Below are 26,068 nucleotides of genomic sequence, written 5' to 3'. Positions count from 1 at the left end.
TCATTTTGCTCTCCGGTCGGCGCGCGAGAAGCTGATTTGCGCTTCACCTTGTGCGGGGGGCGTGCTAGGGTATGGCGATCGCGCCGCCGCAGCGCGAGGGAGGGCATTCATGACAGAGACATCTACCGTCGTCCTGGGCGTTCCGCGCGAGACGTTTGCAGGAGAGACACGCGTCGCGCTCGTTCCCGCCGTCGTTTCCATTCTTTCAAAATCCGGTGTTCGCGTGGTTGTCGAGCGTGGCGCCGGAGAACAAGCCGGATACCCCGACAGCGCCTACCAGGACAAGGGCGCCACCCTGGGATCGCGCGACGATGTGTTTGCGTCGCAGATCGTGGCGTGCGTGCGCGTGGCGGGAGCCAATCCGGGAGGCGATGACCGCGCCCGCGTTCGCAGCGGGCAGATCATCATTGGAATGGCCGATCCGCTGAACGAGCCGGAGGCGATTCGAGAATATGCTTCCACGGGCGCCGTGCTGTTTGCGCTCGAACTCATCCCGCGCATTACGCGCGGACAGGCCATGGACGTACTGTCGTCGATGGCGACCATCGCCGGTTACAAGGCGGTGCTGATGGCCGCCGATGCGTTGCCGCGCATGATTCCCATGATGATGACCGCCGCCGGAACCATTACGCCGGCCAAGGCTTTCGTGGTTGGTGCGGGCGTGGCAGGTTTGCAGGCCATCGCGTCCGCCAAGCGCATCGGCGCGGTGGTACACGCCTACGACGTGCGCCCCGCGGTCAAGGAGCAGATCCAGAGCCTCGGCGGCAAGTTCGTGGAACTGCCCGTCGAGACCGCAGACGCCGAGGACAAGGGTGGCTACGCGAAGGAACTCGGCGAGGACTTCTACCGGCGCCAGCGCGAACTGATGGCCAAGGTGGTCGCGGCCAGCGACTTCGTCATCACCACCGCGGCCATCCCGGGCAAGAAGGCGCCCGTTCTCATCACCGGCGACATGCTCAAGGCCATGGCACCGGGCTCGGTGGTAATCGACCTGGCGGCCGAACGCGGTGGCAACGTGGACGTGACCCGCGCGGGCGAGACGGTGGAGGTGCACGGCGTGAAGGTCATGGGGCCGACCAACCTGGCCGCCACGGTGCCGTACCACGCCAGCCAGATGTTTGCGCGCAACGTGACGTCGTTCGTGCAGAATTTCGTAAAGAAGGGCGTCATCGATCTCTCCATGGAGGACGAGATCGTGCGGGGCACCATGGTGACCCGCGATGGCGACGTGGTCAATCCGGTGCTCCGCGAGCGGCTGGGAATGGCCGCCGTGGCGAGCTGAACCGGAATCGACGGGAGGTCAGGTCTTGGATTCTTTCGTGATGATTCTAACGGTGTTCGTGCTGGCGGTCTTCGTTGGATTCGAAGTGATCCAGAAGGTGCCGCCCACGCTGCACACCCCGCTCATGTCGGGGTCGAACGCGGTATCCGGCATCACCATCATCGGCGCCATGCTGGCGGCAGGGTCGACGGACAAGATGTTGACCACCTCGCTGGCGTTCGTGGCGGTGGCGTTCGCCACCATCAACGTGGTGGGCGGGTTTCTTGTCACCAATCGTATGCTGGCAATGTTCCGGAAGAAGTAAGGAGCGGGGCGGTAAGCAATGCGCGAATCAATAATCAATGTTGCATATGTGGTAGCGGCCGTTCTCTTCATCATGTGCTTCAAGATGCTGGCGCACCCGCGCACGGCCATCAAGGGCAACCTGATGGGTGCGCTCGGCATGCTGGTCGCCATCGTGGCCACCCTGGTGGACCGCCACGTGGTGAGTTACACGGTGATTGCGGCCGGTTTTGCGGTGGGTGCGGTGGCCGGCGCGGTGATGGCGCTGCGCATCGCGATGACCGCGATGCCGCAGATGGTGGCGCTGCTCAACGGGTTCGGCGGCGGTGCGTCGGTGCTGGTGGCCGGCGCGGTGCTGATCGAAGCCAACAGCGGCGGGCCCATCGACAGCCTGCAGATGACCATCGCAACCGTTGCCTCCGGAATCATCGGCGGCGTGACATTCTTCGGAAGCCTGGTGGCTTTTGCCAAGCTGCAGGAATTCGTCATCAAGGGCAATCCATACCGGATTCCGATGCAGAACGCATTCAACGCCGCACTGGGCATCGTGTGCCTCGTGCTGGGCGTCATGTTCGTGCGCGACCCGTCCAACATGCTGCCCTACTGGATGCTGGTGGGTGTGGCATCGATCCTGGGGTTCACGCTGACGCTGCCCATCGGCGGCGCCGACATGCCGGTGGTGATCGCGCTGCTGAACTCGTACTCCGGGCTGGCCGCGGCCGCGACCGGTTTTGTCCTCAGCAACAACGCACTCATTATTTCCGGCTCGCTGGTGGGCGCTTCGGGGCTCATTCTCAGTGAGATTATGTGCCGGGCCATGAACCGCTCACTGGCCAACGTCCTGTTCGCAAAGTTCACCGCCGTCGACGGTGGCAGCGGCGACGATGTCTATGCCGGCAAGATCAAGTCGACCTCGGCCGAGGAAATCGCAATGCTGTTCGACACCGCGCAGCGCGTGGTCATCGTCCCGGGCTACGGCATGGCGGTCTCGCAGGCGCAGCACGCCGTGCGTGACCTCGCCAACCTGCTCGAGTCCAAGGGCGTCGTGGTCGAATACGCCATTCACCCGGTGGCGGGGCGCATGCCCGGCCATATGAACGTCCTGCTGGCGGAAGCCAACGTGGACTACGACAAGCTCGTGGAGATGGATGCCATCAACCCGACCATGGAAACGGTGGACGTCTGCATCGTGATCGGCGCCAACGACGTCGTGAACCCGGTGGCGCGCGACCCCAAGAGCATCATCGCGGGCATGCCCATCATCGATGTCGACAAGGCGCGCACCGTGATCGTGGTAAAGCGCAGCCTCAGCCCGGGCTTCGCGGGCATTCCCAACCCGTTGTTCGCCGCGGACAACACGCTGATGTTCTTCTCCGACGGCAAGAAGGCCATTACCGACATGATCGGCGCGGTCAAGGAAGCCGCTTAGCCCCCGGCGCGGCCGCGTCGTCAGTGGTGCCGGAAGGGTCATGAAGAAGGTCCACGTCTGTCACGCCAGCGAGGTGCCGTCTGGTGGTATGCGGGCCTTCGAGGTGGACGGGGAACCGGTCCTCATCGCCAACGTTGCGGGACGCTTCTACGCCATCGGCAACGAGTGTACCCATGCGCATTCCGAGTTATCGGACGGCTACCTGGACGAGAACGAGTGCACGGTCGAGTGCCCGCTCCACAACGCGGTTTTTTCTCTCGAGTCGGGCGATGCGCTGGAGTCTCCCGCCGAACTGCCTGTGCCGACCTATGCCGTCATTCTAGAGGGCGAGAGCCTCTACATCGAACTTCCCTCCAAGTAGGGTTCCTGGAGCCGCATGAAGATCGGAATCATCGGTCTCCCGCAGACCGGTAAGAAGACCCTGTTTTCCCTGCTCGTCGGCCCGGCGGCGCTCTCCGGCCACGCCGACCCGCGCCAGCCCGCGCGCGGCGTGGGTGACGTGCAGGACCCGCGTTTCGACCGCCTGGTAGAACTGTACCGCCCCAAGCGCCAGGTGCGCGCACGCCTGGAGGTGGTGCTGCTACCCGCCATCGAGGAGAACACCCTTTCCCAGGGCGAAGCGCTAAAGGAACTTTCCGAGATCGACGCGTACTGTCACGTGGTACGTGCCTTCGATGACGCGTCCATCTATCACATCTGGGGTGCCCCGGATCCGCGGCGTGAAATCGAATTCGTGCACGGGGAAATGGTGCTCCACGACCTGGTGTTCATCGAAAAGCGGCTGGACCGCATCGACAAGAATCTCAAGAAGGGCAAGGACGACCGCGCCGAGAAGGAAAAGCACCTGCTGACGCGATTCCGCGAGGCGCTGGAGCGCGAAGAGCCCCTGCGCCGCCTCGACGTTTCCGGCGAGGACGAGGCCATCGTCGCCAGTTACCCGTTCCTGACCCGGCGCCCGCTCATCGCCGCACTCAACGTGGCCGATGACGCGGTGGGGAACACCGTTCTGCGCGACGAACTGGAAGCGGCGTTCGGCCAACTGGGCCTGTCGATGGTGCAGCTCGCCGTGCGCGCCGAGGCGGAGATCGGGCAACTGGACAGCGCCGAGGAGCGCGCGGCGTTCATGGCAGACCTCGGCATCACCGAACCCGCGATGCACCTGCTGACGTCGCGCTGCATCCAGGCGCTGGGGCTGCAGTCTTTCTTCACCGTGGGTGAGGACGAGGTACGCCAGTGGTTCGTGCGCCGCGGCGCACTGGCACCGGAGGCGGCGGGCGCCATCCACAGCGACCTGCAGCGGGGCTTCATCCGCGCCGAGTTGATGAAGTACGACGACCTCATCGCCGCGGGCAGCGAGGACAAGCTCAAGGCCACCGGCAAGTACTACCTCAAGGGCAAGGACTACCCGGTTGAAGACGGGGACATCCTGGCCATCCGCTTCAACGTGTGACCATGGCCTCGGTCACACTCATTCCCAACCGCGAAAAGTCGCTGCGACACCGGCACCCGTGGGTGTTCTCGGGAGCGGTCGGCAGCGTTTCCGGCGATCCGGACGCGGGTGCCATCGTGGACGTGCTGGATGCGCACGGAAAGTTTCTCGCGCGCGGTTACTACAACGCGCAGTCGCGCATCCGGGTGCGCGTGCTTGCCTGGGAAGACCGGCCCATCGACGAGGCCTTCTGGCACGCGCGTGTGCTGGAATCGCTGACACGGCGCGGCGCGTTGTCCGCGGATGCGGACACCGATGCGTACCGGCTGGTGCACGCCGAAGCGGACCTGCTGCCGGGCCTGGTGGCGGATCGCTACGGCGAGGTGGTGGTGGTGCAGTTCCTGACGGCCGGCGTGGAACGCGTGCGCGAGGTGATCCTCGACGCCCTGGCGGAGGGCACCGGCGCGCGTTGTGTCTTCGAGCGCAGCGACACGTCGTCGCGCTCCCGGGAGGGGCTCGCCGCCTCCGTCGGGTGCGTGCGTGGCGACGCCAACGCGGTGGCGGAGGCGGTGCGCGTGCGCGAGAACGGGCTGCGCTTCGTGGTCAACGTGGGCAGCGGGCAGAAGACGGGCTTCTACCTCGACCAGCGCTGCAACCGCGCCACGGTGGCGGCGCGTGCACGCAACGCGAGGGTTCTGGACGTGTTCTGCAACACGGGCGGGTTCGGCGTGGGCGCGCTGAGCGGCGGCGCGGCCTCGGTGGTGTTCGCCGATTCATCGGGACCGGCCCTGCAGACGCTGGGCCTCAATCTGGAAGCCAACGGTCTCGACCCCGCGGCGTGCGAGCAGTTGCAGGGGGATGCCTTCGAATCGCTGCGACTGCTCCGCAGCAAGGGCCGGCGCTTCGACCTGGTGGTGCTGGACCCGCCGAAGTTTGCCAGCAGCCGCCACCAGCTCGACAAGGCGTTGCGTGCCTACAAGGACATCAACCGGGTGGCCATGGAACTGCTGGAGCCTGGTGGCACCCTGGCCACGTTCTCCTGTTCGCAGGCGGCGGATATCGCGTCATTCACGCTGGCGGTGGCGTGGGCCGGTATCGATGCGCGGCGGGATGTCCAGATTCTCCAGCGCCTGGGGCAGGCGGAGGATCATCCGGTTCTTGCCTCGTTCCCCGAGTCCGAATACCTCAAGGGCCTCGTCTGCCGCGTCATGTGACGGGCGGTCTCCCTACACCTCGACCAGATACTCCCCGCGCCCCTTGCGCGTAATGCCCGGCACGCGGCAGCCCGCCGCCGGCAGACCCACTGGAATGAGCAGGTAGGCCCGTTCGTTGGCGGGGCGGCCCAGAATTTCGCCCAGAAACTTCATGGGACTCGGCGTGTGCGTGAGCGTGGCGAACCCCGCGTGGTGCAACGCCGCGATGAGGATGCCGGTGGCGATCCCAACCGACTCGTTCACATAGTAGTGCAGGTCCGCCGCGGTTGGCCCGTGCCGTTGCGCGAACACCACGATCAACGCGGGGGCGATTTCCAGAAACGGTTTGTTCTCGTCGGTGCCCAGCGGCTCGAGGTCGGCCAGCCAGCGTTCCGAGGCCCGGCCGCCGTAGTGTGCGCGCTCCTCCTCCTCCGCCGCCGCGCGAATGCGGCGTTTGAGCTCCGGGTCGGTGACCAGCACGAAGGTCCACGGTTGCTTGTTGGCGCCCGACGGCGCCTGCGCGGCCGCGTCGATACAGTCGAGCAGCGCGTCGCGCGGAACGGGATCGGGTGCGAAATGCCGTACCGACCGGCGCGACCTTGCTTCGGTGAGGAACTCGCGGGCACGTGCCGCCATCTCGGCGTCATCACGGCGTACGAAGTCGAGGGGAACACTCTTGAATGCCGGCCCGTGGCCGGGAGGATGGTGGCTCATGACGGCCATTCTACGCGCGGGGCCGTCCAGCGGCAAGTTCGTGAATAATGTAACTATACAATAAACAGTTGGCCTCAACGGGTGCCCTGCGCTAACCTTGAGGAGTCATACAAGGAGGGAATGATGATTACCGTTCGCGATGTGCTGGATTCCAAGGGACGCCAGGTGTGGTCGGTGTCGCCGGGTGACAGCGTGTTTCAGGCGCTGGAACTGATGTCGACTCGTCACGCGGGCGCGCTCATGGTGGTCGAGAATGAGAAACTGGTGGGTGTGATTTCCGAGCGTGACTACGCGCGCAAGGTGGTGCTCGCCGGCAAGAACTCGCGCCAGACGGCGGTGGGCGACATCATGACCTCCAAGGTGTACTACGTGTCCCCTGACCACCGCATCGAGGAGTGCATGGCGCTGATGACCAGCAAGAGTGTGCGCCACCTTCCGGTTCTGCAGGACGGACGCCTGGACGGCGTGATTTCCATTGGCGATGTCGTCAAGGCGGTCATCTCCCACCAGGAGTTCATCATCGAACAGCTGGAGCACTTCATCGCGGGGCGCTGAGGGTCCGCCGGATAAGCGGTTGCGCCCCCGGCGCGGTTGCGGTTACGATCCCCGCGACCCGCTGCAAGGAGTGCCTGCGTGAATACCAATCGTATCCTGATCGTGGGCGTGATCATCGCGATCGCGCTTTCGCTTCCGTTCTACGGCTACCGCTGGAACCTCTTCATGCACATCTTCGGTGCCGTGCTCTTCATGGGCAACATCATGGTGACCGCGGCGTGGGCCAGCATGGCCCGGCGCGCGAAGCACACCGAGGCGTTGCGCCTCGGCGTGCGCGGCATCGTCGTGACGGACACCATCTTCACCATGCCGGGCGTGCTGCTGCTGGTTCTCAACGGTGGCATCCTGGGCACGCCGTTCTTCAAGGCGCACGCGATGTGGCTGTTCGTCTCCATCGGCCTGTTCGTTGTCAGCGGCATCATCTGGGGCGCCATCCTCGTCCCGTTGCAGCGCCGCATGTCGGCGCTGATGAAGGCCACCCCGCCGGGGTCCGCGGTGCCCCCACAGGTGGACGGTCTGCTCGCGCTCTGGTTCCGCTGGGGTGGCATTGCGACGCTCCTGCCGCTGGTCACACTCATCCTCATGGTGGCCAAGCCGGATCTGCGCTGAGCGCCACACCGGCAAAGGGGTGGGCAGGGGGCCACGGGGGGCGATACAATCCCCGCATGATCCCGTTCGCGTTCCTGCCCTCGAGGCTGGCCGCCCTCAACGCGGCATGGTTGCTATTGCTGGTGCTGGTGCTGCCCGCCTGCGGCGACGACCCTGCCCAGCCCGCGCCCGCCAACCCGCCCAACCTGCACGGCATCGGTGGCTGGACCGAGTTCGACCAGTTCGCGGTGGGCGATGGCGGAACCATTCTGCGCTACCGTGGCACGGCGTGGCGCGCGTTCCCGTCCCCCACCCGGAAGACGCTCTTCGACGTAGCGGGCTTTGGCGCGAGTGCCGCGGTTGCGGTGGGGCAGGACGGCACCATCCTGCGCTTCGACGGTACGGACTTCGTGGTTGAGGCGTCCCCGACCACCCGCACACTGCGCTCGCTCTACGGCGCATCCACGGCCAACATGATCGTGGTCGGCGACGGCGGCGTGATCCTCGAGAACGACGGCAGTGGCTGGCAGGACATGAGCGGTGCCACCGGCGTGGATCTGCGCGGCGTGTGGGCGACCGGCACCGGCGAGGCGTGGGCGGTGGGTGTCGCGGGCGAGGTCATCCACCGCGTGTCGGGAACGTGGGCGCGGGAGGCCCCGTTTACGTCCGCGACGCTGCGTGCGGTGTGGGCGGACAAGCCCGACGACTGGTTCGCGGTGGGGGACGGCGGGGAGATCTGGCAGAACCGGGGCAGTGGGTGGGTGCCGATGACCTCGCCCCGCACCGACGACCTGTACGACGTGTTCGGCAGCGACAGCGCGTACGTATTCACCGTGGGCGACGCCGACTCGGTTCTCTTCTACGACCAGACTGCGTGGCGGCCCATCGTCCCGGTTCCCAACGGGCGCTTCGAGGCGATCTGGGCGACCATCTGCCCCCTGCCGTTTCCGGCGCGCACGGCGTCCGGCACGGTCCATTGCTCGAACACCTACTTTGCGGGCAGCGCGGGAACCGTGGCCCGATACACCCTGCTGGGAACCTACGAGATAATGGCCGGGCCGTGAGGGCGCAGACCTGCCTTGTACCGCGCCGTTCATGGCGCTATAATTTACCATTACCGACGCGTCCCCGTGCGTTGCCGGCGCCCCCCGACGCCTGACCTTCCAAGGAGACGATTGCCATGAGCCGCACCGGAATCCTTCGCCTCGCCGCCGTCCTCGCCACCCTGCTCAGCCTGTTGCTGGCCGGTTGCGGCGAAGACGACCCGGTTGCCACTGAAGAGCCGATCTCGGTGGACGTATTTTTCGATTTCACCGTGGGCGGCCAGCCGCTGGTGCTCAACTCGCTCACCTACGACAACCCCGCAGGGCGCAAGTACAGCGTCAAGGTGCTGCGCTTCGTGCTTACGGACATCCGTCTCCACTCCGAACAGGGCAACAACGTGAAGCTGAAGGACCTTCACTACTTCAACATCGCGGACCCGTCGAGCCAGACCATCCACTTCGATGGTGGCGTGCCGCACGCGGACTGGAACCGGGTTACGTTTACCTTCGGACTCGACGAGACGCGCAATGTGCGCGACAAGTACATCTCAATGACCAAATTCCACACCGAGATGGCCTGGCCCACCGGTCTGGGTCCGAACCTGGGCTATCACTACATGCAGCTCGAGGGGAACTACGAACAGACGCCCGGCGGCGCGACGGCCGGGTATACCACGCACACCGGCGCGCGCCAGCTGGACGGGACCAACCCCATGTTTCCGGGCATTGTGGACGCGACGCCGCATCACCACCACTTCAGCGTAGACCTGCCGGTCACCCCCACCCACATACACGAGGGCGGTTCCGGCGAAGTGACGCTGCACGTGGAACTCAACGGCTGGTATACGGATCATGCGCCGGCCGACGGCAACGATACCCAGTATGATTTCACCGACTACCCAGCCATGATCATGGGGAACCTCGAAGCGCAGGACAAGCTCATGAGCAATGGCCCCTTCTGCTTCTCCGCATCTATGGAAGCGCAAGGCGGGCATCACTAGCGCAAGGGCACCTTCGGGATTGTTGCTTTCGGTTCAAACGCCTCCGCAGCGCGGCTCCGGGAGTAATCAGGAGCATGACGAATAGACGACTGATGATCTGGGCGTGCGCGATGCTGGTCATTGCATCGTGTACCGGCGGCGACGACGGGGTCACCCCCCCGGTCGAATCCGAGTGCCCTCCGGCCACGCCGCTGGTCATCGATCTGCCGGCGAACTTTCCCGAACTGCCCAATCCGAAGGACAACCCGCTGACGGTAGAAGGGGTCGCGCTGGGGCGGCGGCTCTTCTACGATCCCATCCTTTCCGGCGACAGCAGTCAGGCCTGCGCGCAGTGCCACATCCAGCAGAACGCGTTTGGCGACACCCGCCGTTTCAGCGAGGGGATTCACGGCGTATTTGGCAGCCGTCACGCGCCCACCATCGTCAATCCGGCGTGGGTATCCGAGATGTTCTGGGACGGGCGCGCGGCCGGCCTGGAGGGCCAGGCGCGCGAGCCGGTCCCCAATCCGATCGAGATGGACCTGCCCTGGCCCGACGCCATTGCGCGCCTCGAGAACCATGCCGAGTACCCCGGCCTGTTCTGTGCCGCCTTCGGCGACAGCCGCATCAGCCAGGACCGGGTGGTGAAGGCCATCGCCCAGTTCGAGCGGACGTTCATCTCCGCGAATTCCAAGTATGACCGTGTGCGCCGCGGCGAGGACGTGTTCACGCCGGTCGAGCAGATGGGGTACGACATCTTTCGCACCGAGCGCGGGGACTGTTTCCATTGTCACGACGAGTTGTTCTTTGCCACCAGCACTTTCCACAACACGGGGCTGGATTCCATCGTGGCCGACGACGGCCGTTACGACGTCACCGGTGATCCCGCCGACATCGGCAAGTTCAAGTCCGCCACACTGCGCAACATCGAGGTGTCGTCGCCCTACATGCACGACGGCCGCTTTGCCACCCTGGAGGAAGTGATCGCCCACTACAACATGGGGTTCCACGATGGGGACGACGTTGACCCGCTCATTCGCGCGCGGCTCACCCGCCCACCGATGAGGCCGGGGGAGATCGACACGCTGATCGTCTTCCTGCAAACCCTGACCGACCCGGACTTCCTGTTCAATCCGGATCTGTCCAATCCGTTTCTGGCGCCGGTTGCCACGCCCGTCACAAACGGGCGATAATGCGCGCATGGACCGCCGGGCGCTTGCGGCGTTGATCGATCATACCTGCCTCGCTCCCGGCGCGGGCGCGGGGGACATCGACGCGGCCTGCGATACCGCGCTCGCGTTCGGCATGCGGGTCTGCGTGGCGCCGGTGTGGGTGCCGCGGGCGCGGGCCCGGGTGCGGGACGCGGTGGGCGTGGTGACGGTGGCCGGCTTTCCCCACGGCAACACCACCACGGCGGCCAAGTGTGCGGAGGCGCGCGACGCGCTGCTGGCCGGCGCATCCGAAGTGGACATGGTGATGCATATCGGGGCGCTCAAGGATGGCGATGAAGGCGCGGTGGGCGCGGACATCCAGGCGGTGGCGGTGGTGGTGCACCGTAATAGCGGATGTCTGCTCAAGGTGATCATCGAAACGGCGTTGCTCTCGCCGGAGGAGATCCTGCTTGCTTGCCGGCTCTCGGTTGCAGGCGGCGCGGATCTGGTGAAGACCTCGACCGGGTTCGCGGCCGCCGGTGCCACGGTTGAGAACGTGCGCCTGATGCGACGGGCGCTTCCGGACGGAGTCGGGATCAAGGCGGCGGGCGGGATTCGTGACTACGCGGCCGCGGTGGCCATGATCGATGCGGGTGCGACGCGCATCGGCGCGAGTGCTTCGGCGGAGATCCTGCGCGGGGCGCCGAAAACCTGAAAACGAGGAGGCGGTTCGATGCGAACGATGTGGGCGGCACTTCTGGTTCTGAGTATGGGCGTCACCACCGCACCGGCCGCGAGGGCCGACGCTCCCTCGGGGAAGGCGGCCATTGCGGCGGTGGAGGAACTCGAGCACGCACGCCAGCACGCGATGGTGTCGGTGGACGCGGAGGTTCTTTCGGGGATCTTCGCCGACGACATGACGTACATCCACTCCACCGGTCTTGCGCAGACGCGCGATGACCTGATGGAAATGCTGTCGCGAGGCGACATCCAGTACGTGGCGTTCAAGGTGGAGTCTGTCTCCTACCACGTGTACGGGGCCACGGTGGTGGGGACCGGTGTCCAGGCCATTGAGCTGACCTCGTCGGGCAAGGCGTTCATTTCGCGCAGCCGTTACGTGGTGGTCTACGTCCCCGTGCAGGGGCAGCACCGCCTGGTGTCATACCAGTCAACCACCATGCCGGAGATCGTGATGCAGGAGACGGTGGGGGATCGCAAGGCGCCTTGATTCGGCCCGGGATCGAGATTACCTTCGAGGGGCGACGTGGAGCGGCCGCGCCGCACAATGTGAACTAGAACCAGGAAAGCGAGTTCTGATGGTCCAGACGCCCTCCACCATGTTGCCCCTGGGCACGCCCGCGCCCGATTTCACGCTTCCCGAGCCCGCCGCCGGCGCGACGCGCTCCCTTGCGGACTTCAAGGCGCCCACGCTGGTGGTCATGTTCATCTGCAACCACTGTCCCTTCGTGATCCACGTCAAGGACGAGATCACCCGCCTCGCGCACGACTATGCGGCGCGCGGCGTCGACTTCGTCGCCATCAACGCCAATGATGTCGACGCCTACCCGCAGGACGGGCCGGATGCGATGGCGGCGCTGGTGCGGGAAGCCGGGTGGGCGTTTCCCTTCCTGCTCGACGGGACGCAGGCGGTGGCGCGTGCGTACCACGCGGCCTGCACGCCGGACTTCTTCGTGTTCGACGCCGAACGGAAGCTGCGCTACCGCGGCCAGCTGGACGACAGCCGTCCCTCCAACGGCCGCCCCGTCACCGGCGCGGACCTGCGCGCCGCCATTGACGCGGTCGTGGCGGGCAGGCCGGCGCCGGAACCGCAGCGGCCCAGCATCGGCTGCAACATCAAGTGGAAGCCGGGCAACGAGCCGGACTACTTCACCACCTTCATCGCCGCGCGCAAGTCCGGCTAGCATCCGATGGCACGCCGCTTCGAAACGCCCGACGCATACCACGGTGGCATCATCACGCGGGTGAAGCACGCGCGCCAGGACGTGGATCCGCGCAAGCACGACCTTGCCCCGGCGGTGCTCGATTTCGGGCCGGTGCGCGTGGTGCTGGCGCGCCATTTCGGCTTCTGCTACGGCGTGGAGAACGCGGTGGAAATTGCGTATCGCACGCTGGCCGAGCATCGGGACCGGCGCGTGTTCTTTCTCTCCGAGATGATCCACAACCCCACCGTGAACGGTGACCTGCGCGAGCGAGGCGTTCGTTTTCTCTTTACGCCGTCGGGCGAGCAGTTGGTGCCGTGGGAGGAGCTCACCCCGGACGACATCGTCGTGGTGCCGGCGTTCGGCACCACCCTGGAGATGCAGGAGAAGCTCTCCGCGCTCGGCATCGACCCGTACCGCTACAACACCACCTGTCCCTTCGTGGAGAAGGTGTGGAAGCGCAGCGCCCAGCTGGGTGGAGAGCGTTTCGCGGTGGTGGTGCACGGCAAGGATACCCACGAGGAAACCCGCGCCACCTTCTCCCACAGCCGCCGCGCCGCGCCCACCGTGGTGGTACGCGACCACGCCGAGTCGGTGTTGCTGGGCGACGTGATTCGCGGAACGCGGTCCCGCGCCGACTTCGATCGCTGCTTCGGGCACAAGTGCACGCCGGGCTTCGACCCGGAGACCGACCTGGTGCGCCTGGGGGTGGTCAACCAGACCACCATGCTCGCCACCGAGACGCACGAGATCGCGCGCGAGCTGCGGCGCGCGCTGGCCGAGCGCTACGGAGAGGACGCCATCGCCGATCACTTCGCCGACACGTCCGACACACTGTGCTACGCCACCTACGAAAACCAGAACGCCACCTACGCGTTGATCGAGCACGGCGCGGATCTCGCCCTGGTGGTGGGTGGATACAACTCGTCCAATACCTCACACATCGTCGAGCTGTGTCAGAAGGCGATGCCGACGTACTTCGTGCAGGGGGAGGCCGAGCTGGTATCCAGCACGCGGATGCGGCACTTCTCGCTGGAATCGCGCAGCGAACGCGTCACCGACGGCTGGATGCCCGATCGGCGGCCGCTGGACGTGGTGCTGACGTGCGGGGCATCGTGCCCCGACGCCATCCTGGACGCGGTGCTGCGGCGCCTGCTTTCGTTTTTTGAAGACGTACGGGATATCGAAACCGTGCTGGCGCCCTACCCGGCGCTGGTGCCCGAAACCGGGAGATGAGCAACATGAGACGCTGGACATGCACCCCGTGGGTGGGCGCGCTGCTGGTCGTTGCGGCCGCCGGAGCCGCCTTCGCCACCCCACCATCGGTTACCGCTGTTTACCCCGTGCCCCAGCGCGTGGACGTTCCCGCCAACACGGTGATCCGCGTTGATTTCGACCGCGCCATCGATCCCGCCACCGTCGACGGCATTTCCTTCCGCGTCTACGGGCGCTGGTCGGGTCCGGCCAGCGGTGTTACCACCGTAAACGGAGCCCGCATCGAATTCACGCCCAGCGTGCCGTTCTTCGCGGGCGAATGGGTGACGGTCAACGTGAGCCGCGGCGTCGAGAACCCGTCCGGCGAACCGATGGCCCGGGGCTACGCGTGGAACTTCTGGATCAAGACCGCCCCCGGCGATCTCGATTTGACCTACGGCGGACGGGTGCCCTGCCGCCAGGGGGGGGAGTCGTGGGTGCAGGTCTACGGCGCGTACGCCGGCGATCTCAACAACGACGGGTGGACCGACCTCTCCGCGCCGTGCGAACAGACCCACGACGTGCGCGTTTTCATGAATAACGGCGCCGGCGGGTACACGTCGTTCACCGCCAGGCCCGTGCCCGGCGGCCTGGTTCCGAGTCCCAACGAGGGCGCCGACTTCGACCACGACGGTGAGATCGATCTGGTGGTTGGAAACACCGGCAACAGCACGGTCAGCGTGATGTTCGGCGACGGAACCGGCGACTTCCCGGCCTCGGCGACCTACACGGCCGGCAACAGCGTGCGCGGTGTGGGCGTGCTGGATCTCAACGGCGACGGGTGGGACGACATCGTCACCGCCAACCGCTTCGCGAGCACGGTGAGCATCCTGCTCAACAACGGCGATGGCACCTTCGCGAGCGCGGTGGCGCGCGAGGCCGGCGCCAATGAGTTCTCCATCGCGGTGGCCGATGCCAACAACGACGGCCTGCAGGACGTGTTCGTGGGCTGTTTCTCGTCTCCCTACAACATCGTGGTGATGTTGAGCGACGGCAACGGCGACCTGGCGGCGCAGACGCCCACCGCCGGCGGCGGGCAGCCCTGGCAGATGGTGGTGGGGGACTTCAACGGCGACGGCAACGTCGACGCCGCCATCTGCAACACCAACCAGAGCCGGCTTGCGGTGCTGCTGGGCGACGGCGCGGGCGGGCTGGCGGCGCCGTACTACAAGACGGTGGGGTTGTTCCCGCTGGCGATCGACACCGGCGACATCGACGGCGACGGCGACCTCGAGCTGGTGACGAGCAACTACACGGCCGGCACGTGGACGCTGTACGAGAACACCGGCGCCACCTTCGCCAATGCGCGCACGCTGCTGGCCAGCACCGCGGGTTCGTGCGCGTTGCTGCACGACCGCGACAACGACGGCGACCTCGACCTCAGCGGGCTGGATGAGATCGACGACTGGATCTACCTCTACGACAACGACGTTCCCGCCACCGCGGTGACGACCGCGCCCCGCGCGGCGCTGCTGTCGCTGGAGAACAGCCCCAACCCCTTCAATCCGGCCACCGAAATCCGCTTCGAACTGACCCGGGCCGCCGACGCGACGCTGGCGATCTTCGACGCATCCGGCGCGCACGTCGTTACCCTGCGGCGGGGGGCGCTGCCCGCGGGCGCACACCGCGTGCGCTGGAACGGCGCCGATGCGCGCGGCGAGCGGGTGGGCTCGGGGGTGTACTTCTGCCGCCTCGATGCCGGCGCCGAGGTTCTGACCCGAAAGTTGGTGCTTCTCAAGTAGGCGCCCACGGGGCTAGAGTCGCCCGGTGGAGGTCTGCCATTGAGAAGCCAGTGGGAAGAAGCCGACGCGCCCGCCGCCGGCGATGATGCGCTCGCGCTCCGCGTCTACACGTCCCGTTTGATCGGCAGCGAATCGTCCCTGGTTCTGCACGGCGGTGGCAATACCTCGGTGAAGGCCGCGGCGCCGGACGTGTTTGGCGACCCGCAGGACGCCATCTGGGTGAAGGGAAGCGGCTGGGACCTGGCCACCATCGAACGCGGTGGCTTTGCGCCCCTGCGTCTCGAGGGCGTGCGCCGCATGGCGGAACTCACCGCCCTCACCGACACGCGCATGGTTACCATGCTGCGCGCGCTGCTGCTCGACCCGGGGGCGCCCACACCGTCGGTCGAAGCCATTCTCCACGCCATCATTCCGTTCGCCTTCGTCGATCACACCCATGCCGACGCCGTCGTCACCATCACCAACTCGCCCAACGGGGTGGAGCGCATCGGCGAGATCTACGGCAACCGCATCTTCATCGTGCCCTACGTCATGCCCGGCTTCGTGCTGGCGCGTGAGGTCTTCGACATGACGCGCGACGTGGACTGGGCGGAGATGGAGGGCATCATCCTGCTCAACCACGGGGTGTTCACCTTCGGGGACGACGCGCGCACCAGCTACGAGCGCATGATCCAACTGGTGACGGAGGCCGAGGACTACCTGGACGTGCACGCGCCGTGGGAGGAAGCCGGGGAGGCGCCACACCAACTGAACGCCGCGGACCTGCGCGTACTGGCTCGGGCCCGCCGTGCGGTATCGCGCGCTGCCGGCACGCCGATGGTGGCGCGTGCCGACACCTCCGCCTCGAACGTTGCCTTCTCGAGCCGGCAGGACGCCGCCGACATCGCGACGCGGGGTCCGCTCACCCCCGATCACGTGATCCGCACCCGCCGCACCCCGGTGGTACTCGACGGTGAGGCCGACCCGGCGGACGCCGTCGCGGCGTTCGCGCAGGCGTACCGCGCGTACTTCGACGCCAACACCAGCGGCTCGCTGCAGGCGCTGGACCCGGCGCCGCGATGGGCACTGTGGAAGGAGCGGGGCACCGTCACCTTCGCCGCGTCGTACGGTGACGCGGCGGTGGCGGCGGACATCGTGGCGCACACGCTGCCCGCCATCGAACGAGCGGAGATGCTCGGTGGCTGGGAAGCGCTGCCGGAAGACGACATCTTCGAGGTCGAATACTGGGAACTCGAACAGGCCAAGTTTTCACGCGCCCCCGCGCGTGGCGAGTTTGCCGGACGCGTGGCGCTGGTGACCGGTGCGGCGGGCGGGATCGGGCGCGCGTGTGCGGAGGCATTCCTGGCGGCGGGAGCGTGCGTGGTGGCGCTGGATCGAAGCGAATCGGTGGAAGCGCGTTGGGACGATCCCCGCGTTCTCGCGTGCGTGTGCGACGTGACCGATCCCGAAGCGGTCGAGGCCGCGATCCACGATGGCGTGCGCCGTTTCGGGGGGATCGACTGTCTGGTGAGCAACGCGGGAATCTTTCCCGCCTCGTCGCGCATCGCGGAACTGCCCCGCGAACGGTGGAACGAGAGTGTCGCCGTGAACCTGGACGCCCACCTCGGCCTCCTGCAGAAGGCGCTGCCATTCCTGGAATCGGGCATCGATCCTGCAATCGTGATCGTGGGCTCGAAGAACGTGCCCGCGCCGGGACGGGGCGCCGCCGCCTATTCCGTTGCCAAGGCGGGTCTTACCCAGCTGGCCCGGGTGGCGGCGATGGAGTTCGCCCCCGCCGGCATCCGGGTGAATGTGCTTCACCCCAACGATGTGTTCGACACCGGCATATGGACCACGGAGGTGCTGGCAGCCCGTGCGGCCGAGAACGGAATGGACGTGGAATCGTACCGGCGCCGCAACCTGCTCGGCGTGGAGGTGGCGTCGGGCGATGTCGCGGCCCTCGCCGTCGCCCTGTGCGGCCGCCTGTTCTCGCGCACGACCGGCGCCCAGATTCCCGTGGATGGCGGAAACGACCGCGTCCTGTAGCGACGTTCCTTGCCCCGGCGCGGCCTGCGGCGCCATCTTCACGGTATGCGGTTCCTGCTGATTGCATTCCTGCTCCTCGCCGTCCTGGCGGGTGCCGCCTCGGCCCAGGAGTCGCCCGGCGTGTGCGCCAGTTGCGGTGAACCCATCGACGGACCCTACTTCACCACCAAGGGGCTCTCCTACCACGCCAACCACTTCCGCTGCGCCCACTGCGACCTCGCCATCAGCGGCTCCTACAGCGAGTACCAGGGGAAGGTCTATCACAACGATTGCTTCCGCGATCACGTGGCGCTGCGCTGCTCGCTGTGCAATGCAACCATCACCGGTGAGTACCTGCAGGACTACTGGGGCAACTCGTACTGCCAGCACCACGACGGTGTCGCGCCGGTGTGCGACTCATGCGGGCGGTTCATTTCCGAGCCACTGACCGGTGGCGGCGTGCGCTACGACGACGGTCGCTTCGTGTGCAACGTCTGCCGCCCGAAATCAATCACCGACGTCGGCGAGATACTGACCCTGGTCAACGAGGTCGCCGGGCACATGAAGGCGTTCGGGATGAACGTGGACTACGAGGGTGTGCAGATCCATCTGGTGGGGCGCGAGAAGATGCAGAAACTCTCCGGGCACCATTCGGACGGCCTGCGCGGCTTCACCGACTACCGCGAGCAATTCCGCCTGCTGGGGTACTCGAGGGGCAGGCGCATGAACATGTACCTGCTGTACGGCATGCCGCGCATGGAGATCATCAGCACCATCGCCCACGAACTGGCGCACATCTGGCAATTCAACCAGGGGCAGTTCAAGTCGGAGCGCGCGTGGTCGGAGGGGAGCTGCAACTACGCCGCGTTCCTGGTCCTGGCCCAGTACCCCGGCCGGGAAAGCTCGTTCTTCCGCGTGAGTCTCACCCGCGACGGCGACGACGTGTACGGCGACGGATTCCGCCGCGTGAAAACGCTCGCCGAGGCCGAAGGTGCGGGCACCTGGCTGCGCTACCTGTCCAAAGACCGGCAATTCCCACCCGGCTACTAGCCTCCTCGCGGCCGGGGCGGCGCGCCCCGGCGCGCACAATCCGCCCGGCGTGTGACAGCGTGTGCGTGATGTGTTACCATGCGCGCGTCCGGTGATCACCGGTTGAATCCCGTTCCGCGCGTCTTATCAATCATCGAGAGGACTGTGAATGGCAAAGCATCGGGTCGTCCTGTTGCCGGGCGACGGAATCGGCCCCGAGGTGGTGGAGGCGGCGCGCTGCGTCGTAGACGCGTCCGGGCCCGAGATCGAATGGATCCCCATGGAGATCGGGGCCGGTGCCTTCGAGACGCACGGCGATACGCTGCCGCCCGCGGTGCTGGACGAGATCCGGCGCTGCGGCGTGGCCCTCAAGGGGCCCACCACCACGCCCATCGGCAAGGGGCACGTGTCCGCCAACGTGCGTTTGCGCAAGGAGCTCTCGCTCTACGCCAATATTCGTCCCGTCAAGACCGTGCCGGGGCTGGAGACGCCCTTCGGCAAGACCGACCTGGTGATCGTGCGCGAGAACACCGAGAGCCTCTACGCCGGCCTCGAGAACGAAGTCGCGCCCGGCGTGGTGACGTCCATCAAGGTCATCACCGAGACCGCCAGCCGGCGCATCGCCAAATTCGCCTTCGAGCACGCCATCAAGTGGGGGCGCCATCGCGTGACCGCGGTGCACAAGGCCAACATCATGAAGAAAGCGGACGGCCTGTTCCTGGAGTGCGCCCGCCAGGAGTCGCTGCCCTACGAAGGCCGCGTCAAGTTCGATGATGTGCTGGTCGACGCGCTGGCCATGAAGCTGGTGACCAACCCCGGGCAGTACGACATGCTGTTGCTGGAGAATCTCTACGGCGATATCGTGAGCGACCTGGCCGCCGGCCTGATCGGCGGTCTGGGTCTCGCGCCGGGTGCGAACTACGGGCCGGATTGCGCGGTCTTCGAGGCCATCCACGGGTCGGCGCCGGACATCGCCGGCAAGGGCATCGCCAATCCCATCGCGATGATTCTCTCCGCAGCGATGATGTGCCACCACCTGGGCGACACGGAATCGTACGTGCGCATACGCAAGTCGGTGCGCACGGTGACCCGGGATCACGCCCAGGTGCTGACGCCGGACCTCGGTCACACGGGCACCACCCGGTCGGTCACCGACGCCATTGTGGAAGAGATTCACCGTCGCCGCCGTGACACGGTGATCGACTAGGAAGGGAGCTCCATGATCATCAAGCCGAAGGTTCGTGGATTCGTGTGTGTCACCACCCATCCCACCGGTTGCACGGCCAATGTGCGCGAGCAGGTTGAATTCGTGCGCTCCAAACCCACGCTTGCGGGTGGTCCCAAACGCGTGCTGGTGGTGGGCGCGTCGACCGGTTACGGCCTGGGTTCGCGCATAAACGCCGCATTCGGGTGCGGCGCGGCCACGGTGGGTGTGTTCCTCGAGCGGCCGCCAGCCGACAACCGCCCCGCCACCGCGGGCTGGTACAACTCGGTTGCGTTCGAAAGCGAAGCGCGCGCGGCGGGTCTGGTGGCGCGGAGCCTCAACGTCGACGCGTACTCCGATGAGGCCAAGGCGCGCACCATCGAAATGCTGCGCGGCATTGGCCCCATCGACCTGCTGGTCTACAGCCTGGCCTCGCCCAAGCGCACGCTTCCGGGGACGGGTGAGACGAGCAAGTCGACCTTGAAGCCCATCGGCGCCACCTACCACGGCAAGACCGTCGATACCGACCGCGCCGTGGTGGGTGATGTCACCATCGAGCCCGCGAACGAAGAAGAGATCCGCGAAACCATCCAGGTCATGGGCGGCGAGGACTGGGAGATGTGGGTGGACGTGCTGGACGGCGCGGGGCTCCTCGCGGACGGCTGCCGCAGCGTGGCGTACACGTATATCGGCCCCCGGCTCACCTGGCCCATCTATCGCGACGGCACCATCGGCCGCGCCAAGGAGGACCTGGAGCGTGCCGGCAAGGCGATCGATGCGCGCCTGGCGGCAAAGGGCGGCCACGCGTTCGTGTCGGTGATGAAGGCCGTCGTCACCCAGGCGAGTTCCGCCATTCCGGTGGTGCCGCTGTACATCTCGCTGCTCTTCAAGATCATGAAGGAGAACGGCACCCACGAGGGGTGCATCGAACAGACGCAGCGCATGTTCGCGCGGCTCTACGCCGCGGGGGACACGCCGGTGGACCAGAAGGGACGCCTGCGCCTGGACGACTGGGAGATGCGCGAGGACGTGCAGGCGGAGGTGGACCGCGTTTGGCCGTCCATCACCACCGGGAATCTCAACACGTTGACCGACTTTGATGGCTACCGGGCGGAGTTTCTGAAGCTGTTCGGTTTCGGTCTGGCCGGGGTCGACTACGACGCCGACGTCGACCCGGTGGTGGCGTTCGAAGAGGCGGTCTAGCGCACCCGTACCACCCGGGTCACGTCCGCCGCGGCGCCCGCCGTGGCGCGCAGGAAGTACACGCCCGATGGGACCGCCACGCCGCGGTCGTCGCGGCCGTCCCATGGCACCAGGGTTCGCCCGCTCGCCAGCATTCCCGTCCACAGTTGCCGCACCCGCCGCCCGCGCACGTCGCAGACCGTCAAGCACGCGTCCCTTGCCAGCCGCTCCCGGCGGGCGCTAGACTGTCGCGCTTCGGCGGACCAGAACCATGTCACTTCGAACCGATATCGCTGTCATGCCCCGGCCGGTGTGGGTCCTGTTTGCGGGGACCCTGGTCAACCGTTTCGGGAGTTTCGTGCTGGTGTTCCTGGCACTGTACCTCACGCGCAAAGGGTTCAGCGCGCCACAGGCGGGCTTCGCCCTGGGCGCTTACGGCGTGGGTGCGATTGGCGCGTCCATCGTTGGCGGGTGGCTGGCGGACCACATCGGGCGGCGCAACAGCATCGTGCTGTCGATGCTGCTTTCCGCCGCGGTCATGCTCGCCTTCCTGGGTGCCGAAGGCTACCTGCTGCTGGTGGTTCTCGCCGCGTTGGCCGGCTTCTGCGCCGAGCTGTACCGGCCGGCTGCGTCGGCGCTCATCGCGGACGTCACCGAACCCGCGCAGCGGGTGACCGCCTACGCGCTGTACCGTCTCGCCATCAACCTGGGCTTCGCGGTCGGCCCCGCGGTGGGCGGGTTCATCGCGGAGCGTTCCTTCACGCTCCTCTTCGTCGGTGATGCCATCACCTCGGTGATCTACGCGGGCATCGCGCTGTTTGCGCTGCCCAACCGCGTCGGTGAGCAGCACGAAACGGACGAACGCCGCAGCGCGTTGCCGGTCATTCTGCGCGACACGCCTTTCCTGCTCTTCATTGCGTCGACGCTGGCCGCCTCCGCGGTCTTCATGCAGTTCGTTTCCAGCTACCCGCTGCAGGTCGAGGCCTACGGGCACTCGAGCGCCATGTTCGGCATCCTGATTTCGATGAACGGCGTCATCATCTGTCTCACCGAACTGCCGCTGACCTCGTACACGCGGCGGCGCCCGGCGCGGCGCGTGATGACGCTGGGGATGCTGGTAATCGGGGCCGGCTTTCTCATGACGGGATTCGTGCGCAGCGTCCCGCTGCTCATGCTCACGGTCGTAGTCTGGACGGTCGGCGAGATGCTCTACTTTCCAATGGCCTCCGCACACGTGGCCAACGTGTCGCCACCCGATATGCGCGGGCGCTACCAGGGTGCGTGGGGGATCGCGTGGGGTTTCGGTGCGGTGCTGGGACCTGTCGGAGGCACGGCGCTGTTTGCGCTTGATCCGCGCATGGTGTGGTTCGTGTGCGCACTCGTATCGGCGGTGGGGGCGTGGCTGGTGCTGCACGCCACGCGCGTGACGCAACCAGTGGTGCCAGCCGCGTCGCAGGTCTAGCCGTCTTCTCCCTGGATGGTGACCACGAGGCTGCGCGACCCGGCGCGGTCGCGGTGCTCGCACAGAAAGATCCCCTGCCACGTGCCCAGGTTGAAGGCGCCGCCGGTGATGGGGATGCTGATGCCGGTTCCGATGAGCGCGGCCTTGATGTGCGCCGGCATGTCGTCCGGGCCCTCGACGGTATGTTCATAGTGCGGGGCGCTCTCCGGGGCGAGCAGGTTGAAATGCCGCTCCAGGTCACCGCGCACGTCGGGGTCGGCATTCTCGTTGACGCACAGCGACGCCGAGGTGTGGAGCAGGAACAGGTGGGCGACCCCCACGCGGAATCCGGCCAGTTCGGGCAGCGCCCTCAGGATCTCCGCGGTGACCAGGTGAAAGCCCCGTGCCCGCGGGGCCAGGTCGATTTGCCGTTGTAACCATTTCATGGCAATGAGCTTAGCACATCGGTCGCCCCCGCCGGGAGGGTTTCGTCCCGGGGTGGGATTGGCGCAAAGATTCCCGAGTTGGGGCTTGAAAAAGACAACCTTGTCTTGTTAGATTAAGTGGACTAAACACTATTCGTCATCCCTAACACGGACGGGCAGTCATGGAAATCTGGAAGCGCTATCAGGAAAAGGAACTCTCCCACTCGATGGCTCACTACCTGCAGGCGGTGGCCGCGCTCAAGAAGGAGAAGGGATTCGCGCGTGTCGGCGACATCGCCGACCACCTCGGGGTCTCCAAGAGCGGTGTTACCTCCATGCTGCGCTCCCTGGCCGCCCGTGGCCTGGTGGACCACGAGCGTTACGGCTGCGTGGAACTCACCGATACCGGAAAGGAACTCGCCGCGCGCACCCAGTGCAACCGCGAATTGCTTACCGTCTTCTTTCGCGATGTGCTCGGCGTCCCCGCCGAGGTGGCCAACGAAGATGCCTGTATGATCGAGCACCTGGTGAGCCAGGAGGCGATGACGCGGCTGTTGCGTCTCACCGCGATCCTCAGCTCCGGCGAAGAGGATACCGCGCCGGTTCTGGATCGCTACCGGCGCACGCGGCGCGTGTGCCCGCACCACGACGTGGAAGCGTGTGATATCTGTGAAGAACACTGCCTGGTCGAGATGATCGCGCGCGACCTGCCCCGGCCCCGCGTCGCCGCGGAGCGCACGCGATGAAGACGGTTCGTCTCGACCATCTGACACCGGGCGCTCGCGCCATCATCCAGGACATCGTCGGTGGCGGTCCGCTGGTGCGCCGTCTGATGGACCTGGGGCTCGTGCCCGGCACCCCCGTTCACTACGTTCGTTCCGCGCCGCTCGGGGATCCGCTGGAGCTGGTCGTGCGCGGAACGCACCTCTCGCTGCGGCGCTCGGAGGCCGCCCGGGTCCATGTCGAGCCTGTCTGAACTGATCCGCCCGCGCCGCGGCGGCCTGCGGGTCGTGGGCGGCCCCGACGGCGACCCGGAGAAGACGCGCGTCGTCGCGATCCTCGGCAATCCCAACTCCGGGAAGTCGACCCTCTTCAACCGGCTCACCGGGATGCGCGCCAAGGTGGGCAACTACGCCGGCGTCACCGTGGAGAAGAAGGTGGGCCGGTGCGCGCTGCCGTCCGGCGGTCGCGTGGACGTGCTCGACCTGCCCGGCACCTACAGCCTCCACCCCGGATCGCCCGACGAGATGATCGTGCGCGACGTGCTCTTCGGGCTCTCCCCCGATACGCCGTCGCCGGACCTGGTGGTCTTCGTCGTCGATTCCACCCAGCTGGAGCGGCAGTTGTTTCTCGCACTGCAACTGATCAGCATCGGGCGCCCCGTGGTGCTCGCGCTCAACATGATAGACGCTGCGCGCGCCGAAGGTATTTCCATCGACGAGGAGACCCTGCAGCTTCGCCTCGGCGTGCCGGTGGTGTCAATATCCGCGGCCAAGGGAATCGGCATCGGCAACCTGCGCCGCCTGATGGAGCGCGAAGTGGCGCCGTCGGCGCGCACCTTCCGGCAGCGCCCCGCACCGGTGCAGCGCGTACTGGACAGCCTGAGCGCGCGCCTGCCGCGGCGCGGGCTACTCTCGTCCACCGGACGCACCGACCTGGCGGCCGCGATCCTGCTCGACGACGGCGAGGACGACGCCATCGCGCGTTTCGTGCCGCCCGACGTGCAGGACGACCTGCGCGTGCTGCGCCGCCGCCTCGACCAGAGCTGGCCGGACTGGCGCGTTGACGACGCGCGCGGCGTCTACGAAGCCATCGACGACATCATGGAGGTGGCGGTTTCCAGCCGCGGCGAGGGCAAGGAGGCGCGCACACGCGCGCGCATCGATCGCGTGCTGACACACCGCATCTTCGGCCCCGTCATCTTCGTGCTGCTGATGGGAGCGATCTTCCAGTCGGTGTTCGAGTGGGCTGCGCCGGCCATGGACTGGATCGATTCGTCGGTATCCATGTTCGGGAGTTTCGTGGGGGCGCACCTGCCCGACGGCCCCCTGCGCTCGCTGGTGGTGGACGGGGTGATCGCGGGTGTGGGGGCGACGCTGATATTCGTGCCGCAGATCGCGGTGCTGTTCTTCTTCCTCTCCGTGATGGAGGGGTCGGGCTACATGGCCCGCGCCGCATTCATCATGGACCGGGTGATGGGGCGGGTGGGCCTCTCCGGACGTTCCTTCATCCCGCTGCTGTCGTCGTTCGCCTGCGCCATCCCGGGCATCATGGCCACGCGCACCATCGACAACCGGCGCGACCGCATCACCACCATGATGATCGCGCCCTTCATGTCATGTTCGGCGCGGCTGCCGGTGTACGCGGTGCTGATCGGTGCGTTCATCCCGCGCACGCGCATCGGCTTCCTCACCCTGCCGGGTATCACGCTGTTCTCGATGTACTTCCTCGGTATCGTGGCCGCCATCGCGGTGGCGGCGGTGCTCAAGCGCACGGCGCTGCGGGGCGGAAAACCGCTGTACGTCATGGAATTGCCGCCGTACCGCATGCCGGCGTGGCGCACGGTCGTGCACACGGTGCGCGAACGCAGCCTGCTCTTCCTGCAGAAGGCGGGCACGGTGATCCTGGCCGTATCGATCATCCTGTGGTTCCTCGCCTCCTACCCGGGTGCGGGCGAGCAGGGCAGGGAGTTGGAGGCGCGCATCGATGTCGCCGCGCAGGCCGGTGACGTCGTCACCGCCGACGCACTGCGCAACGAACTGGCCGGGCTGAACCTGCGCGACTCGTTTGCGGGCCGCGGCGGGCGCCTGCTGGAGCCGCTCATCGAGCCACTGGGGTTCGACTGGCGCATCGGCATCGGATTGATCACCTCGTTCGCGGCGCGTGAGGTCATGGTGTCGACCATGGCCACGGTGTTCAACCTGGGCGAGAGCGACGCGGGCCTGCACACACTGCGCGACAAGCTGCGCCTGGCCACGGACGCGGAGACGGGTGCGCGCGCCTACTCCTCCCTCACCGCGGTGAGCCTGATGGTGTTCTTCGTGCTGGCCTGCCAGTGCATGTCGACGGTGGCGGTGGTGCGGCGCGAAACCAACTCGTGGCGCTGGCCGCTGTTCATGATGGTGATGATGAACGCGCTCGCGTGGATTGTGAGCTTTGCCGTGTTCCAGGGCGGGCGGCTCATCGGCCTGGGATAGATAG

27 protein-coding genes are annotated in these 26,068 nt (G+C 66.6%); 24 read left to right on the top strand and 3 right to left on the bottom strand.

Annotated elements, in window-relative coordinates; genetic code table 11:
• The first annotated feature begins 109 nt into the window (after nt 1–109).
• The 6 genes from OEX18_01915 to OEX18_01890 are packed head-to-tail and all read left to right on the top strand — an operon-like array spanning nt 110 to nt 5,636.
• Nucleotides 110–1,282 carry a Re/Si-specific NAD(P)(+) transhydrogenase subunit alpha gene (locus OEX18_01915; protein MDH4336016.1) on the top strand — a complete coding sequence of 391 codons (1,173 nt, stop codon included), beginning with the start codon at nt 110–112 and terminating at the stop codon, nt 1,280–1,282.
• Between the two features lie 40 nt (nt 1,283–1,322).
• On the top strand, nt 1,323–1,586 hold the full coding sequence (locus tag OEX18_01910) for an NAD(P) transhydrogenase subunit alpha (protein MDH4336015.1): 264 nt from the start codon (nt 1,323–1,325) through the stop codon (nt 1,584–1,586).
• A gap of 18 nt (nt 1,587–1,604) precedes the next feature.
• Complete coding sequence (locus tag OEX18_01905) at nt 1,605–2,993, top strand: NAD(P)(+) transhydrogenase (Re/Si-specific) subunit beta (GenBank protein ID MDH4336014.1); 1,389 nt, start codon at nt 1,605–1,607, stop codon at nt 2,991–2,993.
• 40 nt (nt 2,994–3,033) lie between these two features.
• Nucleotides 3,034–3,354 carry a non-heme iron oxygenase ferredoxin subunit gene (locus tag OEX18_01900; protein MDH4336013.1) on the top strand — a complete coding sequence of 107 codons (321 nt, stop codon included), beginning with the start codon at nt 3,034–3,036 and terminating at the stop codon, nt 3,352–3,354.
• A 15-nt stretch (nt 3,355–3,369) separates the two neighbouring features.
• Nucleotides 3,370–4,443 (top strand): DUF933 domain-containing protein, encoded by a 1,074-nt coding sequence (locus OEX18_01895; protein MDH4336012.1) that lies wholly within the window; start codon nt 3,370–3,372, stop codon nt 4,441–4,443.
• A gap of 2 nt (nt 4,444–4,445) precedes the next feature.
• The gene (locus OEX18_01890) at nt 4,446–5,636 is read left to right on the top strand and encodes a class I SAM-dependent rRNA methyltransferase (protein MDH4336011.1); all 1,191 of its coding nucleotides are present in this window, start codon (nt 4,446–4,448) and stop codon (nt 5,634–5,636) included.
• 12 nt (nt 5,637–5,648) lie between these two features.
• Here the strand turns inward: OEX18_01890 and OEX18_01885 are convergent, their stop codons facing one another.
• Nucleotides 5,649–6,329, bottom strand: a complete 681-nt coding sequence (locus OEX18_01885) for a nitroreductase family protein (GenBank protein ID MDH4336010.1) — start codon at nt 6,327–6,329, stop codon at nt 5,649–5,651.
• Nucleotides 6,330–6,452: 123 nt separating this feature from the next.
• Here OEX18_01885 and OEX18_01880 point away from each other — a divergent pair, with 123 nt between their 5' ends.
• The 14 genes from OEX18_01880 (at nt 6,453) to OEX18_01815 (ending at nt 21,022) form a co-directional block, all read left to right on the top strand.
• A complete protein-coding gene (locus OEX18_01880; GenBank protein ID MDH4336009.1) occupies nt 6,453–6,884 on the top strand; it encodes a CBS domain-containing protein in 432 nt (143 codons plus the stop codon).
• 78 nt (nt 6,885–6,962) lie between these two features.
• Complete coding sequence (locus OEX18_01875; protein ID MDH4336008.1) at nt 6,963–7,493, top strand: DUF2269 domain-containing protein; 531 nt, start codon at nt 6,963–6,965, stop codon at nt 7,491–7,493.
• A gap of 56 nt (nt 7,494–7,549) precedes the next feature.
• Complete coding sequence (locus tag OEX18_01870) at nt 7,550–8,536, top strand: hypothetical protein (GenBank protein ID MDH4336007.1); 987 nt, start codon at nt 7,550–7,552, stop codon at nt 8,534–8,536.
• Nucleotides 8,537–8,652: 116 nt separating this feature from the next.
• Nucleotides 8,653–9,516, top strand: coding sequence for a hypothetical protein (locus OEX18_01865; protein ID MDH4336006.1), 864 nt, complete (start codon nt 8,653–8,655; stop codon nt 9,514–9,516).
• Nucleotides 9,517–9,590: 74 nt separating this feature from the next.
• Entirely contained in the window at nt 9,591–10,688 is a 1,098-nt protein-coding gene (locus tag OEX18_01860) for a cytochrome-c peroxidase (GenBank protein MDH4336005.1), read from the top strand.
• 7 nt (nt 10,689–10,695) lie between these two features.
• Nucleotides 10,696–11,361 (top strand): deoxyribose-phosphate aldolase, encoded by a 666-nt coding sequence (deoC, locus tag OEX18_01855; GenBank protein MDH4336004.1) that lies wholly within the window; start codon nt 10,696–10,698, stop codon nt 11,359–11,361.
• A gap of 18 nt (nt 11,362–11,379) precedes the next feature.
• Nucleotides 11,380–11,874, top strand: coding sequence for a nuclear transport factor 2 family protein (locus OEX18_01850; GenBank protein ID MDH4336003.1), 495 nt, complete (start codon nt 11,380–11,382; stop codon nt 11,872–11,874).
• Between the two features lie 88 nt (nt 11,875–11,962).
• A complete protein-coding gene (locus OEX18_01845; GenBank protein ID MDH4336002.1) occupies nt 11,963–12,568 on the top strand; it encodes a thioredoxin family protein in 606 nt (201 codons plus the stop codon).
• 6 nt (nt 12,569–12,574) lie between these two features.
• Nucleotides 12,575–13,822 (top strand): 4-hydroxy-3-methylbut-2-enyl diphosphate reductase, encoded by a 1,248-nt coding sequence (locus OEX18_01840; protein MDH4336001.1) that lies wholly within the window; start codon nt 12,575–12,577, stop codon nt 13,820–13,822.
• Between the two features lie 5 nt (nt 13,823–13,827).
• Nucleotides 13,828–15,582: an FG-GAP-like repeat-containing protein gene (locus OEX18_01835; GenBank protein MDH4336000.1), complete on the top strand. Its 1,755-nt coding sequence runs from the start codon at nt 13,828–13,830 to the stop codon at nt 15,580–15,582.
• Nucleotides 15,583–15,621: 39 nt separating this feature from the next.
• A complete protein-coding gene (locus OEX18_01830; protein MDH4335999.1) occupies nt 15,622–17,607 on the top strand; it encodes a bifunctional aldolase/short-chain dehydrogenase in 1,986 nt (661 codons plus the stop codon).
• Nucleotides 17,608–17,652: 45 nt separating this feature from the next.
• A complete protein-coding gene (locus tag OEX18_01825; protein ID MDH4335998.1) occupies nt 17,653–18,636 on the top strand; it encodes an LIM domain-containing protein in 984 nt (327 codons plus the stop codon).
• 148 nt (nt 18,637–18,784) lie between these two features.
• Entirely contained in the window at nt 18,785–19,822 is a 1,038-nt protein-coding gene (locus OEX18_01820; protein ID MDH4335997.1) for an isocitrate/isopropylmalate dehydrogenase family protein, read from the top strand.
• A 12-nt stretch (nt 19,823–19,834) separates the two neighbouring features.
• The gene (locus tag OEX18_01815) at nt 19,835–21,022 is read left to right on the top strand and encodes a trans-2-enoyl-CoA reductase family protein (protein ID MDH4335996.1); all 1,188 of its coding nucleotides are present in this window, start codon (nt 19,835–19,837) and stop codon (nt 21,020–21,022) included.
• Here the strand turns inward: OEX18_01815 and OEX18_01810 are convergent.
• Complete coding sequence (locus OEX18_01810; GenBank protein ID MDH4335995.1) at nt 21,019–21,207, bottom strand: hypothetical protein; 189 nt, start codon at nt 21,205–21,207, stop codon at nt 21,019–21,021. The genes OEX18_01815 and OEX18_01810 overlap by 4 nt on opposite strands.
• Before the next feature lie 65 nt (nt 21,208–21,272).
• On the opposite strand from OEX18_01810, the gene OEX18_01805 reads away from it, so the two are divergent.
• Nucleotides 21,273–22,463 carry an MFS transporter gene (locus OEX18_01805; protein ID MDH4335994.1) on the top strand — a complete coding sequence of 397 codons (1,191 nt, stop codon included), beginning with the start codon at nt 21,273–21,275 and terminating at the stop codon, nt 22,461–22,463.
• On the opposite strand, the gene OEX18_01800 is transcribed toward OEX18_01805, so the two are convergent.
• Nucleotides 22,460–22,888: a secondary thiamine-phosphate synthase enzyme YjbQ gene (locus OEX18_01800; GenBank protein MDH4335993.1), complete on the bottom strand. Its 429-nt coding sequence runs from the start codon at nt 22,886–22,888 to the stop codon at nt 22,460–22,462. The two genes, OEX18_01805 and OEX18_01800, sit on opposite strands and share 4 nt — an antisense overlap.
• Nucleotides 22,889–23,049: 161 nt before the next feature.
• Between OEX18_01800 and OEX18_01795 the strand changes: the two genes are divergently transcribed.
• Genes OEX18_01795 through feoB form a run of 3 tightly spaced genes read left to right on the top strand, consistent with a single transcriptional unit; the run spans nt 23,050 to nt 26,064 of the window.
• Nucleotides 23,050–23,613, top strand: a complete 564-nt coding sequence (locus OEX18_01795) for a metal-dependent transcriptional regulator (GenBank protein MDH4335992.1) — start codon at nt 23,050–23,052, stop codon at nt 23,611–23,613.
• Nucleotides 23,610–23,843 carry a ferrous iron transport protein A gene (locus OEX18_01790; GenBank protein MDH4335991.1) on the top strand — a complete coding sequence of 78 codons (234 nt, stop codon included), beginning with the start codon at nt 23,610–23,612 and terminating at the stop codon, nt 23,841–23,843. Before OEX18_01795 ends, OEX18_01790 begins: the two co-directional genes overlap by 4 nt.
• The gene (gene feoB / locus OEX18_01785; protein MDH4335990.1) at nt 23,827–26,064 is read left to right on the top strand and encodes a ferrous iron transport protein B; all 2,238 of its coding nucleotides are present in this window, start codon (nt 23,827–23,829) and stop codon (nt 26,062–26,064) included. Before OEX18_01790 ends, feoB begins: the two co-directional genes overlap by 17 nt.
• Nucleotides 26,065–26,068: the final 4 nt, after the last annotated feature.

Source organism: Candidatus Krumholzibacteriia bacterium, assembly GCA_029865265.1.
In the GTDB taxonomy this organism is placed as follows: domain Bacteria; phylum Krumholzibacteriota; class Krumholzibacteriia; order WVZY01; family JAKEHA01; genus JAKEHA01.
This window is presented reverse-complemented; position numbering and strand designations above follow the sequence as displayed.

Bases quoted from the DNA above. Each gene is read 5' to 3' on its own strand.
- OEX18_01820 (MDH4335997.1), top strand. From the start codon at position 18,785: ATGGCAAAGCATCGGGTCGTCCTGTTGCCGGGCGACGGAATCGGCCCC.
- OEX18_01860 (MDH4336005.1), top strand. From the start codon at position 9,591: ATGACGAATAGACGACTGATGATCTGGGCGTGCGCGATGCTGGTCATT.
- feoB (MDH4335990.1), top strand. From the start codon at position 23,827: ATGTCGAGCCTGTCTGAACTGATCCGCCCGCGCCGCGGCGGCCTGCGG.
- OEX18_01910 (MDH4336015.1), top strand. From the start codon at position 1,323: ATGATTCTAACGGTGTTCGTGCTGGCGGTCTTCGTTGGATTCGAAGTG.
- deoC (MDH4336004.1), top strand. From the start codon at position 10,696: ATGGACCGCCGGGCGCTTGCGGCGTTGATCGATCATACCTGCCTCGCT.
- OEX18_01815 (MDH4335996.1), top strand. From the start codon at position 19,835: ATGATCATCAAGCCGAAGGTTCGTGGATTCGTGTGTGTCACCACCCAT.
- OEX18_01845 (MDH4336002.1), top strand. From the start codon at position 11,963: ATGGTCCAGACGCCCTCCACCATGTTGCCCCTGGGCACGCCCGCGCCC.
- OEX18_01800 (MDH4335993.1), bottom strand. From the start codon at position 22,888: ATGAAATGGTTACAACGGCAAATCGACCTGGCCCCGCGGGCACGGGGC.
- OEX18_01835 (MDH4336000.1), top strand. From the start codon at position 13,828: ATGAGACGCTGGACATGCACCCCGTGGGTGGGCGCGCTGCTGGTCGTT.
- OEX18_01880 (MDH4336009.1), top strand. From the start codon at position 6,453: ATGATTACCGTTCGCGATGTGCTGGATTCCAAGGGACGCCAGGTGTGG.
- OEX18_01885 (MDH4336010.1), bottom strand. From the start codon at position 6,329: ATGAGCCACCATCCTCCCGGCCACGGGCCGGCATTCAAGAGTGTTCCC.
- OEX18_01805 (MDH4335994.1), top strand. From the start codon at position 21,273: ATGTCACTTCGAACCGATATCGCTGTCATGCCCCGGCCGGTGTGGGTC.
- OEX18_01865 (MDH4336006.1), top strand. From the start codon at position 8,653: ATGAGCCGCACCGGAATCCTTCGCCTCGCCGCCGTCCTCGCCACCCTG.
- OEX18_01900 (MDH4336013.1), top strand. From the start codon at position 3,034: ATGAAGAAGGTCCACGTCTGTCACGCCAGCGAGGTGCCGTCTGGTGGT.
- OEX18_01795 (MDH4335992.1), top strand. From the start codon at position 23,050: ATGGAAATCTGGAAGCGCTATCAGGAAAAGGAACTCTCCCACTCGATG.
- OEX18_01840 (MDH4336001.1), top strand. From the start codon at position 12,575: ATGGCACGCCGCTTCGAAACGCCCGACGCATACCACGGTGGCATCATC.
- OEX18_01915 (MDH4336016.1), top strand. From the start codon at position 110: ATGACAGAGACATCTACCGTCGTCCTGGGCGTTCCGCGCGAGACGTTT.
- OEX18_01850 (MDH4336003.1), top strand. From the start codon at position 11,380: ATGCGAACGATGTGGGCGGCACTTCTGGTTCTGAGTATGGGCGTCACC.
- OEX18_01905 (MDH4336014.1), top strand. From the start codon at position 1,605: ATGCGCGAATCAATAATCAATGTTGCATATGTGGTAGCGGCCGTTCTC.
- OEX18_01890 (MDH4336011.1), top strand. From the start codon at position 4,446: ATGGCCTCGGTCACACTCATTCCCAACCGCGAAAAGTCGCTGCGACAC.
- OEX18_01870 (MDH4336007.1), top strand. From the start codon at position 7,550: ATGATCCCGTTCGCGTTCCTGCCCTCGAGGCTGGCCGCCCTCAACGCG.
- OEX18_01895 (MDH4336012.1), top strand. From the start codon at position 3,370: ATGAAGATCGGAATCATCGGTCTCCCGCAGACCGGTAAGAAGACCCTG.
- OEX18_01790 (MDH4335991.1), top strand. From the start codon at position 23,610: ATGAAGACGGTTCGTCTCGACCATCTGACACCGGGCGCTCGCGCCATC.
- OEX18_01825 (MDH4335998.1), top strand. From the start codon at position 17,653: ATGCGGTTCCTGCTGATTGCATTCCTGCTCCTCGCCGTCCTGGCGGGT.